The 14,446-nt window shown below is 50.4% G+C and carries 14 protein-coding genes; 10 read left to right on the forward strand and 4 right to left on the reverse strand.

Annotated elements, in window-relative coordinates:
* Positions 1–7 precede the first annotated feature (7 nt).
* Together tenA and ACYU87_RS19195 are read left to right on the forward strand one after the other, a co-directional pair.
* Complete coding sequence (gene tenA / locus ACYU87_RS19190; protein WP_461135695.1) at positions 8–712, forward strand: thiaminase II; 705 nt, start codon at positions 8–10, stop codon at positions 710–712.
* 128 nt (positions 713–840) lie between these two features.
* Positions 841–1,377: a pyridoxamine 5'-phosphate oxidase family protein gene (locus ACYU87_RS19195; protein ID WP_461135696.1), complete on the forward strand. Its 537-nt coding sequence runs from the start codon at positions 841–843 to the stop codon at positions 1,375–1,377.
* Between the two features lie 80 nt (positions 1,378–1,457).
* On the opposite strand, the gene ACYU87_RS19200 is transcribed toward ACYU87_RS19195, so the two are convergent.
* Positions 1,458–2,552 (reverse strand): serine hydrolase domain-containing protein, encoded by a 1,095-nt coding sequence (locus ACYU87_RS19200; protein ID WP_461135697.1) that lies wholly within the window; start codon positions 2,550–2,552, stop codon positions 1,458–1,460.
* Between the two features lie 241 nt (positions 2,553–2,793).
* Here ACYU87_RS19200 and ACYU87_RS19205 point away from each other — a divergent pair, with 241 nt between their 5' ends.
* The 4 genes from ACYU87_RS19205 to ACYU87_RS19220 all read left to right on the forward strand — a co-directional run bounded on the left by ACYU87_RS19205 (position 2,794) and on the right by ACYU87_RS19220 (position 6,664).
* Positions 2,794–3,591: a HipA family kinase gene (locus ACYU87_RS19205; RefSeq protein ID WP_461135698.1), complete on the forward strand. Its 798-nt coding sequence runs from the start codon at positions 2,794–2,796 to the stop codon at positions 3,589–3,591.
* Positions 3,569–3,952 carry a DUF3037 domain-containing protein gene (locus ACYU87_RS19210; protein ID WP_461135699.1) on the forward strand — a complete coding sequence of 128 codons (384 nt, stop codon included), beginning with the start codon at positions 3,569–3,571 and terminating at the stop codon, positions 3,950–3,952. The genes ACYU87_RS19205 and ACYU87_RS19210 overlap by 23 nt, the downstream gene beginning before the upstream one ends.
* Before the next feature lie 39 nt (positions 3,953–3,991).
* Complete coding sequence (locus ACYU87_RS19215) at positions 3,992–5,281, forward strand: serine hydrolase (protein ID WP_461135700.1); 1,290 nt, start codon at positions 3,992–3,994, stop codon at positions 5,279–5,281.
* A 66-nt stretch (positions 5,282–5,347) separates the two neighbouring features.
* Positions 5,348–6,664, forward strand: a complete 1,317-nt coding sequence (locus ACYU87_RS19220) for a serine hydrolase domain-containing protein (RefSeq protein ID WP_461135701.1) — start codon at positions 5,348–5,350, stop codon at positions 6,662–6,664.
* A gap of 14 nt (positions 6,665–6,678) precedes the next feature.
* Here ACYU87_RS19220 and ACYU87_RS19225 read toward each other — a convergent pair whose 3' ends face one another.
* Positions 6,679–7,119, reverse strand: coding sequence for a WapI family immunity protein (locus tag ACYU87_RS19225; RefSeq protein WP_461135702.1), 441 nt, complete (start codon positions 7,117–7,119; stop codon positions 6,679–6,681).
* Positions 7,120–7,440: 321 nt separating this feature from the next.
* On the opposite strand from ACYU87_RS19225, the gene ACYU87_RS19230 reads away from it, so the two are divergent.
* From ACYU87_RS19230 to nspC, 4 genes are all read left to right on the forward strand, one after another.
* Complete coding sequence (locus ACYU87_RS19230) at positions 7,441–8,649, forward strand: saccharopine dehydrogenase family protein (protein WP_461135703.1); 1,209 nt, start codon at positions 7,441–7,443, stop codon at positions 8,647–8,649.
* A 137-nt stretch (positions 8,650–8,786) separates the two neighbouring features.
* Positions 8,787–9,572 (forward strand): hypothetical protein, encoded by a 786-nt coding sequence (locus ACYU87_RS19235; protein ID WP_461135704.1) that lies wholly within the window; start codon positions 8,787–8,789, stop codon positions 9,570–9,572.
* A 63-nt stretch (positions 9,573–9,635) separates the two neighbouring features.
* The gene (locus ACYU87_RS19240) at positions 9,636–10,460 is read left to right on the forward strand and encodes an energy transducer TonB (RefSeq protein WP_461135705.1); all 825 of its coding nucleotides are present in this window, start codon (positions 9,636–9,638) and stop codon (positions 10,458–10,460) included.
* A 74-nt stretch (positions 10,461–10,534) separates the two neighbouring features.
* Positions 10,535–11,695 (forward strand): carboxynorspermidine decarboxylase, encoded by a 1,161-nt coding sequence (nspC, locus tag ACYU87_RS19245; protein WP_461135706.1) that lies wholly within the window; start codon positions 10,535–10,537, stop codon positions 11,693–11,695.
* A gap of 153 nt (positions 11,696–11,848) precedes the next feature.
* On the opposite strand, the gene ACYU87_RS19250 is transcribed toward nspC, so the two are convergent.
* Both ACYU87_RS19250 and ACYU87_RS19255 read right to left on the reverse strand, forming a co-directional pair.
* Positions 11,849–12,829 (reverse strand): UDP-glucuronic acid decarboxylase family protein, encoded by a 981-nt coding sequence (locus tag ACYU87_RS19250; RefSeq protein ID WP_461135707.1) that lies wholly within the window; start codon positions 12,827–12,829, stop codon positions 11,849–11,851.
* Positions 12,830–12,927: 98 nt separating this feature from the next.
* Entirely contained in the window at positions 12,928–14,259 is a 1,332-nt protein-coding gene (locus tag ACYU87_RS19255) for a UDP-glucose dehydrogenase family protein (RefSeq protein ID WP_461135708.1), read from the reverse strand.
* Positions 14,260–14,446: the final 187 nt, after the last annotated feature.

Here is a 14,446-nt window from a genome sequence, read left to right on the forward strand (position 1 = left end):
CATAAACGTGTATACCCGGAACCGCGGCACTATTTTTCTGAACGCCCAAAAAGACATCAGCATGAAGTTTACGGATCAGCTTTGGCAGCACATCAGCCCCATTTATACCGCCATTTTAGAACACGGCTTTGTTCATGAACTAACGCGAGGTAGCCTTCCGGTAGCTACGTTCCAGTACTATATTCAGCAGGATGCTCTCTACCTGACGGATTTTAGCCGGTCACTCAGCCAACTGGCGGCACGAGCCGATACACCCGACGATATGCTGGCATTCACGCAGTTTGCGCAGAATGCAATTCTGGTGGAGCGGGCCTTGCACGCATCCTACTTTACGCAATACGACATTGAGCCTGCAACGGTTAAAATGCCTGCCTGCTTTGCCTATACGAACTATTTACTGGCAACAACCTCACTCCAGTCGATGGCCGTTGGTGCTGCTGCTGTTTTGCCCTGCTTCTGGATTTATCGGGAAGTAGGCAACCACATTTATAGACAAGCCACGCCAGAGAACCCTTACCGTAGCTGGATCGATACTTACGCAGGTGAAGCCTTCGATCAGTCGGTGTCGCAGATGGTGGCCCTAACGGATCAATACGCTGAGGAGGCTGGTGCCTTTGAGCGGGAAAAGATGCAGGAAGCCTTTCGGATAGCCAGCCAGCTGGAATGGTATTTCTGGAATGACGCCTACACACAAAACCGCTGGCTCGTGTAAAATCAAGTCAGCCCCTAACCGTACCCTCGGGAAATCCAGTATCTGTCATTTATTAAAAGAAGGTTTGCCTAACATTTTGTTAGTAGTGGATTAATGATCTATCAGTTAACTCAGCTTACTCAACCGTCATGGACAGTATCAATCAGCAGCAGCCCGAAAAGAACCACGAAGACCTGGCTGGCAGCGAAGCCGGAAAGAAAATAAAAGAGTTAGTCGACAAGAGCAATACGTGTTATTTCTGCACGAAGATCACAACCGGCGAACCCCTGACAACCAGGCCCATGTCCGTACAGAAGGTCGATGATGCCGGTAATTGCTGGTTTCTGAGCGCCAACGACAGCCACAAAAATGCGGCCATTCAAACCGATAACAAGGTACAATTGCTGTTTCAGGGGTCGGAAAACTCGGACTTTCTAAGCATATACGGGCTGGCTACCATCTCAACGGATAAAGCACTCATCAAGGAGCTTTGGGAGCCGATTCTAAAGACGTGGTTTACCGAAGGCGTTGACGATCCCCGCATCACGGCCATAAAAGTAGAAACGGTGGAAGGCTATTACTGGGACAACAAACATGGCGATGCCGTGGCCTTTGTCAAAATGGCTGCCGGTGCGATCCTGGGCAAAACCTTAGACGACTCAATTGAAGGTAAGTTGACGGTATAATCTGTCGATTCAGCCGTAAAACAAGGTAGCCAGATACTGGATCTGGCTACCTTGCTTTGTTAAAAGACAAACGATTCCGTTCAACGGCCGAGCAATGCATCGATCGTTTTTAAAATTGCTGGCATTTTTTCATAGGCATTGTTACACAGCACGATAACGGTTTTATCCGCGTCGATGTATCGGGTGATCTGGGTTTTGTAGCCCGGATTGTCGCCATCATGCCACACTAGTTTGCCGAGCTTATTGCTGTTGCTCAATTCCCACCCAAAGCCATACGACGTTAGTGATCCATCGTTCAGTTTGGCGGGGGTAAAAGCGTCGGCCAGGGTTTGCTGACTGACTAGTTTGTTTGTGTACAACGCCCGGTCCCACTTTAATAAATCGGCAGCGGTCGAGCTGATTCGTCCGGGCCCTTTGCGGTTTCCCAGCCAGATCGCATAATTAAATTGGGGGAATGAATCCGCCTGCACATACCGTTTTTTTTCGGCCACGTACATATGTCCCCAAGCCACATCTGGCCGGGCAAGTTTCTCCTCGCGGGTACGAATGTCCGTATTTATCATACCTACGGGTTCAAATATACGCGCCCGGCAAAACTCGATAAATTCCTGTCCGGAGGCTTTTTCAGCGATGCTGGCCAGAAGCATGTAACCCGTATTGCTGTACGTGTATTTGGCTCCCGGCTCAAACAGCCGGGCAGGGTGGTACTGAATCAGATAGGCAATATTGTCAGCATTACCGGCAACCTTTCGCTTATCCCAGTGCTGGTCCATGACATCCTGATAATCAGGCAAGCCCGACGTATGATTGAGCAGATGCCGAATGGTTATTCCCGGATACGGCAAGCCCGGAATGTACTTTTCGACAGGGTCGTCATAGCCCAGTTTACCCGCCTGTTTCAGCATCATAATTGCCATAGCCGTAAACTGCTTCGACACCGAAGCCAGTTCGAAAACTGACGATGTTGTAATCGGATCTTTTGTGTCGAATCGCTTATAGCCAAACGCCTTTTCATAAACCGGTTTACCTTTCTCGGCAATCAAGACAACCCCACTGAAGTCGGGCGTGCTGGCGAACAGGTCGTCGAGTTTGGTTTCGAGCGGGCGTTGGGCACTGGCACAAAAATGAATTGATAACATTGAAAAGAGAAACCACGCAAACAGATTGATTTTCATGCATGAGCCGGTTGTATAAGGTCTCTGGTAAAAATACATGTTTACCATAACATTCATCACCGAGTGACCGAATAGAACCCAAAGGTTTTACCCTAATCCGTGACTTCGTTCCGGTATTTTCCGCGATTGTAGTAAAAGTACCGAATGCCCCATAAATTTAGGCCACCGGAGATTTCTGGTCGTGAAGTCAGGTTCTCAAACCTAACGTCACAAAAATGATCTAGATTTCTATTTATATACTGTGCCTATTTATCAACCCGAACTCAGAACCGTCAACGTAACGCGCTACGCCAAACCGCTGCGGGAGGGTGGCTCGTTACCCGCTCTTGTCGAGGCCGACGACGATTTTCTGTACGTACTCAAGTTTCGTGGAGCGGGGCAAGGGGCCAAAGCGCTTATTGCTGAACTGATTGCGGGCGAAATTGCTCGTTTGCTGGGCCTGCGAATTCCGGAAATTGTGTTTGCAACGCTCGATGAAGCATTTGGCCGGACGGAGCCGGACGAAGAAATTCAGGATTTACTCCGGGCCAGCGAGGGCCTCAACCTGGCCCTGCACTACCTGTCCGGCTCCATTACCTTCGACCCGCTGGTCAACACAGTCGATGCCCGGCTGGCGTCGCAGATTGTCTGGCTGGATTGTCTGGTAACAAACGTCGACCGTACGGCCCGCAACACGAACATGCTCATCTGGCATAAAGAACTCTGGCTGATCGATCATGGCGCAGCCCTTTATTTTCACCATTCGTGGGAAAACTGGGAGGCCCAGAGCCAGCGTCCGTTCGTTCAGGTGAAAGACCATGTGCTGCTTCCGCAAGCCAGCGAACTCGAAGCCGTCGACGCTGCGTTCAGAGCGATTCTCACCACCGAACGCATTCAAACCATCATCAACCTGATTCCCGACGACTGGCTGATGAATGAGTCCATGCCGGAATCGCCCAGCGAACAGCGACAGGTCTACGCTCAATTTTTAGCGTCACGCGTTGCCTCATCCGAAATCTTTGTGAAAGAAGCTACCCATGCCAGAAAAGCACTTGTTTGAGTACGCCGTTATCCGCGTTATGCCACGCGTCGAGCGGGAAGAGTTCCTGAACGTCGGCGTTATTCTCTATTGCTCCGCGCAGGGTTTTCTGAAAACCATGTATACATTGAACGAAGACCGGCTTTGTGCTTTTTCCGATAAAGTCGATTGCCAGGAACTAACCGAACGGCTACTGGCTTTCGAACGAATCTGCGCGGGTCGACGGGAAGGCGGCACCATCGGTCAGTTGCCCATTGCCGGCCGTTTTCGCTGGCTGACCGCTACACGCAGCACAGTCGTACAAACGTCGCCTGTTCACCCCGGCCTGTGCACCAGCGCTCAGGAAACCCTGGAGAAACTTTTTGAGCAGCTAGTCATGTAAAACAGATTGCACGGGCACCCCGCCTTACCAACTACAACCATGCACTACCTCACCTGCTTTTTGTCTCTATGCCTCTGCACGAATTGGAGTTACGCTCAGCCACGCACGGATGCATGGCTGAAAGAATTACTCGCCACCAATAAGCAGTCTGTTTTTCAGGAGGTTATCCAACATCCGGATAAATATCGGTTACAGATCATTTATACGCAGATTAATCGGGATGCCGCGAACAAACCTTCGTTCAAAAACTACTACTTTCGGGTCGACAGTACCGAGTATTTCAACCCGGCTTCGACGGTCAAACTACCCCTGGCCCTGCTGTCACTGGAGAAACTCAATAAGCTAAAGAAGCCTGGGGTGACCAAGTTTACGGCCATGCAGTTCGACAGTGCCTACAGCGGACAAACCAGAGAGTGGCATGATAATACGGCCCAGACGGGTTATCCGTCCATCGCTCAGTTTATCCGAAAAGCTTTCCTGGTGAGTGACAACGACGCCTACAGCCGGATGTATGAGTTTGTCGGGCAGGGCGGCATTAACCGTAGCCTGCATGCCAAGGGCTATCCGGATACGCGCATTACGCATCGGTTCGTGCGTATGTCGGCAGACGAAAACCGACACACCAACCCCGTTCGGTTTATTCAGCAAGACGGGAAGTTGATTTATGCGCAGCCGGCAGCCTACAACCGAGATCCTTTTGATTTCAGCCGGACAGCTACCATTGGGAAGGGCTATTACGCCAAAGATAGCCTGATTCAGGAACCTTTCAACTTCACCGAACGCAATAAACTCCCCCTGGAAAGCCTTCAGCAAATTTTGCAATCCGTTCTGTTTCCGCTCTCCTTACCAGCAACACAACGGTTCGACCTGACACCAGACGATTACGCGTTTCTGCACCAGTACCTGTCGCAGTTTCCGCGCGAAACCAACTACCCCAAGTACGATGCAAAACAATATTACGACAGCTATGTAAAATTCTTTTTCATGGACAGCCTGCACCATCAGCTTCCTCCCGATGTCCGGGTTTTCAATAAAGTTGGCTGGGCTTACGGTTTCCTGACGGATGCGTCTTACGTGGTCGATTTTAAGCACAAAGTCGAGTATATGCTGACTGCTACCCTGTACACGAATAGCGACGGCATTTTAAACGACGACAAATACGAGTATGAAAGCGTGGGACATCCGTTTCTATATCAGCTTGGGCAGACCATCTATCAGCATGAGTTAAAGCGCAGGCGTCCACACAGGCCAGACCTAAGTCTGTTTCGGGTGCCGTACGAAAAACGGGTGAATGATAATCGGCCCACGGTTAACGACGTCGATAACTAGACCCAATGGGTTTCACCTTGATTTTTTTTGTTATTTACCCACACTAATCCGTTTATCCTTATCGACATGAATCTCACGACTACCATCCGGGCAAGCGTATGGCTACTACTCTCCACCCTTTCGGTGTATGCCCAGACAAGCACCAAACAAACACCCCCGCTCCTGACAGCAGCCGCTCCCGAAACGGTTGGTTTCTCCAGCGAACGGCTCAACCGCATTGATGGCTTGATTCAGTCGTACATCGACAAAAAAGCCTTTCCCGGTGTAGCAGCCCTAGTAGTGAAAGACGGCAAGATTGTGTATTACAAAGCGTTCGGTACGGCGGATCTGGATATAAACAAGCCGCTGGCAAAAGATGCCATCTACCGGATTGCTTCCATGACAAAGGCCATTACGTCACTGGCGGTTATGATGCTCCATGAGGAAGGCAAAATCATGCTCGATGACCCGATTAGCAACTACATTCCCGAATTTGCCAAGCCTGTTGTGCTCGATAAATTCAACGAAAAAGACAGCACTTACACCACTGTTCCGGCCAAACGGGAAATTACGATTCGGCATCTGTTAACGCATATGTCAGGATTGAATTACAATGTTATTTCGAGCGATCCCCGCATGCGGGCCATTTACACGAAAGCGGGCGTTATTGACGCCTTTACGACCCAGAATATAAAAATTGGCGATGCGGTGAAGACGCTGGCGAAATTACCACTGAATCACCAGCCGGGCGAAAAATGGACCTATGGCCTCAGCATCGACGTTTTAGGGGCTTTAGTGGAAGTTGTATCCGGTGTACCGCTGGACCAGTTTTTCCAGAAGCGTATTTTCGAGCCGCTGGGCATGAAAGACACTTATTTCTATCTGCCTGACACGAAAAAAGACCGACTCGTGCCGGTCTACTCAGAAGATAAAAACAAGAAACTGGTAAAAACAGCGACGATAAAAAGCTTGCCAACCGATCCTGATTTCCCAATCGTTGGCGCGAAAGCTTATTTTTCGGGCGGAGGGGGCCTGTCGAGTACAGCCTATGATTATGCTATCTTTCTCCAAATGCTGCTCAACAATGGTGTCTATAACGGTAAGCGGTTTTTGAGCCGGAAAGGAGTCGACCTATTCACGAACTCCAACCAGACCGGTACTCTTTTCCCGGATCCGCACGGTTACTTCAGTCTTGGTTTTTCGGTTGTCAATGACAAAGGACACACCAAAGATCTGAGCAGTATAGGCACGTTTTCCTGGGGTGGCGCTTTCAGCACCGACTACTTTGCCGACCCCAAAGAAAAAATATGTGCTGTACTGATGAAACAGATGTGGGGAACAAGCTACGGCGGGGAGCTTGATGACAAGTTTGGCGTAATGATCTACCAAGCCCTGGACAACTAGCGCCTGTGGTGTATCTATCGCTCAGGATAGGTCTCAATCTGCCCTGACAAATCCTTTATGGCCTCCTGTAACTGCTTTCTGCTCATTACGATATCCATTTCCACCGGGAAATCGGGGTAGGCATGCCACGATGGCGTCAGGTTGTGACCCAACTGGATTTGTAGCCGGTAGCTATCATCCGACAATGCCCGGGCATGCATGCTCAAGCCTGGCTCAGAAAACGTAAGGGCAACCTGATTGGTGGCTTTGTTCCACAGCGACCGCAACCCGGTCAGTAGTCGTTTTACTTCCCAAGTATGCAGTCTTGCCGACTGGATATCAGCTTGTTGCTTCCATAAGGTCGAAAACCGACACTGAAGTCGATTCCGGTCACGCCAGCTTTGGGTAGTCTGGCCGTAGCCTAGGATGGCAAATTCAAATGAGTCGAGGGAGTTGGCAGACGAGACGAATTTCATAACAGTATTATTTAAGGGAGCGGCTATTCTCTATATAACAAATATACTAAATGTGTTGTTACGAATTTTCATCAAAAATTAACTATCCAGGATGAGTGTAGTCAATTCTATCCAACGGGAAAGTTTATCAATCCGTTAACTTCCACGCTTGGCTGCCCATCTACGTAGTCACTTTCCTTATCTTTACAACCGAAAAAATATAAACAGGACTTTCGCCAAAGGCCGTACCATAGTTCTTGCACACTGAAATAAACCACGGTGCGCTGTTGCGCTGGCATGACCTTTTACGAAAGTCCTGATACAAACTAATCATTCAGATAGATGGCAAACGTGCTCATTATTGGAGCCGGTGGCGTTGGCAGTGTTGTAGCGCACAAATGCGCGATGAACAGCAGCGTCTTCACAACAATCATGCTGGCTAGTCGTACGAAATCAAAGTGCGACCGGATTGCAGCCGAAATTCAGGAGATGCACGGCGTCACGGTTCAAACAGCGCAGGTAGATGCCGATGTTGTGGCCGATATGGTTGCGTTGATCCGGTCATTCAAGCCTGTGCTGGTTATCAATGTGGCCCTCCCCTATCAGGATCTGCCCATTATGGATGCCTGCCTCGAAGCAGGCGTTCACTACATGGACACGGCCAATTATGAACCCAAAGACGTTGCCAAGTTTGAATACAGCTGGCAGTGGGCTTACAAAGAGCGCTTCGAGCAGGCTGGGCTGATGGCGCTCCTTGGCTGCGGCTTCGATCCGGGTGCGACGCAGGTATTTACGGCGTACGCCAACAAGCATTACTTCGACCGGATGGATTATCTGGACATCGTAGACTGCAACGCGGGCAACCACGGCAAAGCGTTTGCCACCAATTTCAACCCCGAAATAAACATCCGGGAAATAACCCAGCCCGGCCGCTATTGGGAAAATGGCGAATGGATAGAAATTCCGGCCATGAGCCTTCACAAGCCCATCGATTATCCGGAAATCGGGCCTCGTGAGTCGTATGTTTTGTACCATGAAGAACTGGAATCGCTCGTTAAAAACTTCCCGACCCTGAAACGGGCCCGCTTCTGGATGACCTTCGGACAGGCGTACCTGACGCACCTGGAAGTACTCCAGAACGTGGGCATGACCCGCATCGACAAGGTGCAGTTTCAGGGCATGGACGTTGTTCCGCTCGAATTTCTGAAAGCGGTGTTACCCGCTCCCGATTCGCTGGGCGAAAATTACACGGGCCAGACCAGCATTGGCTGTCAGATCAAAGGGGTGAAAGATGGGGAAGAGCGGACGTGCTTCATCTGGAACAACTGCGACCACGCCGAAACGTACCGCGAGGTACGCGGACAGGCAGTTAGCTATACAACAGGCGTTCCGGCCATGATCGGCGCGATGCTGATGCTAACGGGCGTCTGGATGAAACCCGGCGTCTGGAACTGCGAAGAACTGGATCCTGATCCGTTTATCGAGCAAATGAACAAACAGGGATTACCCGTTCAGGAGCGCATCAACATACCACTCCCGCACGAATATTAGGCCGTTAGGGCACGTTGTGCGTTGATCCGGTTGCCTCACAACGTGCCTGCTGGTAACGACTTTTATCCCGTTCATCCTAGATGGCGGGATTTTTCGTTATTTAGGATAGCCAATTGTACCGACTCATTTCTGTTTTTATGAAACTACTGGTTCAGCTTTCGATAGCCCTTTTCTCGCTTTCGGTAAGTTATGCTCAAACCCGCGACACAACCAACACCAACAAATCGGGTGGTTCGAATAGCGCTACGCCCCTCAACCAGCGAAATGGCTACGAAACCTATCAATCGACCAATCAGATTGTGGGAGCTGGCCCGAACGGCATGGTCAATACCATCGATAATCGCTACGAAGGGCTGAAGGGTACGCCTTATTTTTTGCCCGACTGGCTAAAGGGACAGATCGAGATGACAACCGGGAAGAACTATACCAATGTACCGCTCAAATTCAACGCCCATAAGCAACAGCTAATGTTGCTGCGTACAAGCCCCATGAACGACTCCATTATTATTGATGCCAACCAGGTAAAGCGGTTTACCCTGGCCGGTACCGACGGGCAGACGTTTCTTTTTGACCGATTACCAACGGCTAAAACCAACGATCAGGCGCTTAAAGACGGCTACTTTCTGGTGCTTTATGAAGGCAAAAACACTCTGTTGAAACGCATAGCCAAAACGTTCAAACCGGCTGATTATAAAAACCCTTACGCCAACGACGTACGCTACGATGCTTACCAGAATGCGTTTTCGTACTACCTGCTCAAACCCGACCAGACCTTGACCAAAGTCAAACTGTCGGACAAATCCATTATTGATGCCTTAGGTGATCGAAAAGACGAATTGAAAGCGTTCAGCAAGCAGGAAAATCTGCTGTTCAAGACAGATAATGACGCCATATTGCTTCTAAAAAAATACGATAGCTTGTAAAGTTACATATGGAATCTGGCGGGTGCGAACATCCTGGTAAAGCAGACCAAATCGCATAACGCCATGAATACCGCTACCGAACCCGTTGCATTAACATACGACGACATCATTTTCCGGGCCCGCAACCGGGCTTACGGAGCCTTTGATCTCCGTAAACAGTATCGACCAACGCTTAGCCGCGCCCTCGGTTTAGGTGTCGCTCTGTTCCTGAGCGCGTTGTCAGCGCCTACCCTCTACGCCCGCTTCTGGCCTCAGGCATCAGTGAATCGCGACCAGTCCATGACCGAGGTAACCCTGACCAAACTGGCCGAGCCTCCCGTTGAACCACCTATTTCACTACCCCCCCCCGAAACGGCCCCGGCGGTCAATACAGTCAGAAACCTGCCTCTCATCGTCATGCCCGAGGCCGATGTGGCGGAAGACAACCTCCCGCCCACAACGGAGCAGTTGAAGGAGGCCACATCGGGTACGGAAACGGCCCAGGGTACGGGCGATATCGACATCATTGCAGCACCGGAAGCCAGCGCACCCACCGTGACCGAGAAAGCCCTGGAAGTGGAAACCAAACCCGAAGCGCCCTTCGTAACGGTTGAGCAACAACCGGAGTACCCCGGCGGACTGGATGCATTACGGACATTTCTGAGCAAGAATCTCAACTACCCAAGAGCAGCCGCTTCGTCGGGTGTGTCAGGCCGGGTATACGTTAGTTTCGTTGTCAATACAGACGGTAGCCTGACGGATATACAGGTATTGAAAGGCATCGGATTTGGCTGCGATGAAGAAGCGGTGCGGGTCATGCAGAAGATGCCCCACTGGCGGCCCGGCAAGCAGGCCGGTCGCACCGTGAGGGTGAAATATAACCTCCCGATCTCGTTTACGCTGGAGTAGCGGCCTGTAATTTCCCGGTATTATTCAGGGGGCACTAGTCCAAACGGGAAGGGCATTCGTTATACCTTTGTCCTATGAATACGACTCTGCTTCAATACCTCGATTCAACCAGCGAATCGGTTATTCCATCCCCCTGTTTTGTCCTTGAGGAAGCTAAACTTCGCCGAAATCTTCAGTTGATTGATGCCGTGCAGCGGGCGGCCGGGGTCACGATCATTCTGGCCCTGAAAGGCTTTTCCATGTACAACGCGTTTCCGCTGGTACGCGAATACCTGAGTGGTGCCACGGCCAGCTCGCTCAACGAAATCAAACTCGTCAATGAATACATGGGGGTGCAGGCGCACACCTACATACCGGCTTATCAGGAGGCCACATTTGACGAAGTCGTTGAGCGCAGCAGCCACCTAACCTTCAATTCCTGGACGCAGTGGGAACGCTTCAAGGATCGGGTGGCCGGTAAGCCCGTTTCCTGCGGCATTCGTGTCAACCCGCAGTACTCGGAAGTGGCAACGGATATGTATAACCCTTGTGTACCCGGCTCCCGGCTGGGTGCTACCCGCGATCAACTGCCCGATCAGTTACCGGAGGGTCTGGAAGGTATTCATTTTCATACCCTGTGCGAAAATGATTCGTTTACCCTCGAACGTACGCTGGAGGCTCTCGAAAGCCGGTTTGGCCACTTGCTGCACCAGGCCAAATGGGTCAACTTTGGCGGGGGCCACTTAATGACCCGCGAAGGCTACGACACCAACCACCTGATCGGACTGTTGACGGCTTTTCGCCAGAAGTACAATGTGGATGTCATATTGGAACCCGGTTCAGCCATTGCCTGGCAAACGGGTGTACTGACCTCAACAGTGCTCGATGTGTTCGATAGCCAGGGGATTCCGGTTGCGCTGCTCGATACCTCGTTTGCCGCTCACATGCCCGATACGCTTGAGATGCCTTACAAGCCACGCATTATCGGATCTTACCACGAGCCGGTTGCTGGTAAACCAACCTATCGTCTGGGCGGCATGACCTGTCTGGCAGGCGACTTCATGGGCGATTACTCGTTCGATAAACCGCTGGCCGTGGGCGACCAGCTCGTGTTCGACGATATGATTCATTACACGATGGTTAAAACCAGCACATTCAACGGCGTAAATCTGCCCTCTATTGGTGTCTGGAAAGAGGATGCGTCATTCCAGTTACTCAAGACGTTCGGCTACGAAAGCTTCAAAGACCGTCTCTGAGGGTCACAGGAGGCCTTATTCCGTAAAATACAGCAACAAAAAACCTGCACATGATATCGTGTGCAGGTTTTCATTAGACAGCTAAAGGTAACCACCTAAGGCAGTTACAGCAAAGTAAAGCTACGATGTTTTCGGGAATAGCCTCCCGTTCGCTTACTTTTTTGAAAACTCCCGGTGGTAAGCCGCTGTGTATAATTCTTCTTCCGGCAGACTTTTGAAGTAGTCATACGTGATCCGCAGACCCTCTTCGCGGGCTACTTTTGGCTCCCAGTCCAGAATGGCCTTTGCCTTTGTTATGTCGGGCTGGCGCTGTTTTGGATCGTCAACGGGCAAATCTTTAAGCACTAACTTTTGCTTGGTTCCCGTAAGTTTGATAATCTCCTCGCCAAACTCCTTGATGGTAATTTCCGATGGGTTACCAATGTTGACAGGATAGGCGTAATCACTGAGCAACAGCCGGTAAATGCCTTCAACCAGATCATCGACGTAGCAGAATGAACGGGTCTGGCTACCATCCCCGAAAACCGTCAGGTCTTCACCCCGTAGGGCCTGTCCGATGAACGCAGGCAATACCCGGCCGTCATTCAGGCGCATCCGTGGGCCATAGGTGTTAAAAATGCGAACAATGCGCGTTTCCAGACCGTGGTAGGTATGATACGCCATCGTAATCGCTTCCTGAAACCGTTTTGCTTCATCGTACACACCCCGTGGACCAATCGGGTTCACGTTACCCCAATATTCCTCGGGTTGTGGGTGAACGTTCGGATCACCGTATACTTCCGACGTGGAGGCAATCAGGACTCGCGCCCCTTTTACCCGCGCCAGACCCAGGCAGTTGTGAATACCCAGCGAACCCACTTTCAGGGTTTGAATCGGGATTTTCAGGTAGTCGATTGGGCTGGCTGGCGAAGCAAAGTGAAGAATGTAATCCAGTTCGCCGGGTACATGGATGTACTTGGATACATCGTGGTGATAAAACTCGAAATTTGGCAGATGGAACAGATGCTCAATGTTACGGATGTCGCCCGTAATAAGGTTGTCCATGGCCATGACATGGTAACCTTCTTTAATAAACCGGTCGCAAAGGTGCGACCCCAGAAATCCGGCTCCACCCGTAATCAGTACACGTTTCATATATTGCTTGGAAAAGGATTACATACAAATACACAGAGTACACAGGTTATCTACTCTGTGCAAATCTCTGTGTATTTTGTGCTTGTGCGTAAAAAAATTTAGACTTTCTGCTCAACGGGTGCTAAAACAGCTTCGCGTCCAACACTGTAATACGTATAATTTACTTCGCGCATCTGCTCAAGTTCGTACACGTTACGACCGTCGAAGATCACTTTGTTTTTCAGCAGCAGGTTCATTTTGTCGAAATCCGGCGTGCGGAACAAAGGCCATTCCGTAACGATGACCAATGCATCGGCATCGTCCAGCGCGGCATACTGCGTGTGCGCATACGTAACCGAGTTACCAATCACGTTCCGAACGTTTTCCATCGCTTCGGGGTCGTAAACCGTCACTTTAGCACCGGCATCGAGCAGCGCCTGGATGTTGTCCAGGGCGGGTGCTTCACGAATATCATCGGTATAGGGCTTGAACGCCAGTCCCCAAACCGCAATCGTTTTGCCCGTCAAATCGCCACCAAAGTGGTTCAAAATAATGGGCATCAGTTTGGTTTTTTGCTCGTAGTTCACATCCATAACCGACTTCAGTACTTTGAAGTCGTAATTAAAATCCTTGGCTGTTTTGGCCAGCGCCTGCACGTCTTTCGGGAAGCAGCTACCACCGTACCCAATACCGGCAAACAGGAAGCGCTTGCCAATCCGGCTGTCCGTACCGATACCCCGACGAATGTCATCGACGTTGGCACCCGCCCGTTCGCACAGGTTAGCGATTTCGTTCATGAAGGTAATTTTCGTAGCCAGGAATGCGTTAGCCGCGTATTTGGTCATTTCAGCCGAACGTTCGTCCATGAAAATGACGGGATTTCCCTGCCGTACCAATGGCGCGTACAGTTTATTCATAACCGCCTTTGCACGATCCGATTTTGTTCCGATAACAACCCGGTCAGGCTTCATGAAATCTTCAACGGCAACGCCTTCCCGCAGGAATTCAGGATTCGACACCACGTCGAAATCTACTTTAGCATTGTCGGCAATGTGGGCATGTACTTTTTCAGCTGTTCCAACGGGTACCGTGCTTTTATCGACGATGACCGCGTATTGGCTCAGGATCGGACCCAGATCGCTGGCTACTTTCAGTATGTATTTCAAATCGGCCGAACCATCTTCGCCCGGAGGGGTTGGCAGGGCCAGGAAAATAACCTCAGCGCCTTTGATGCCCTCTTCCAGATCCGTCGTAAACGTTAACCGACCTTCCTCAACATTCCGGTGAAACAATGTTTCCAGGCCTGGCTCGTAAATAGGCACGATACCATTGTTAAGCTTTTCAACTTTGCGCACGTCAATATCGACGCACGTTACCTGGTTACCCGTTTCCGCGAAACACGTACCCGTAACCAGTCCTACATATCCGGTTCCAACAACTGCTAATTTCATATCTATACTATTAGTAAAATTTTCCCAACGACTTAGTTACAAACTCTTCCAAATAAGCGATGTCACAAAAATAGGAGTTTTTCAATAAGCACCCTCATCAAACGTACAATAGTGACTTATCGGTCAAAGGCCCTGTTTATAGGGGCTTTTACTCATTGACGTCCTTGATCCTCGTACAATTTGAAAC

This window comes from Spirosoma lituiforme (assembly GCF_054776635.1).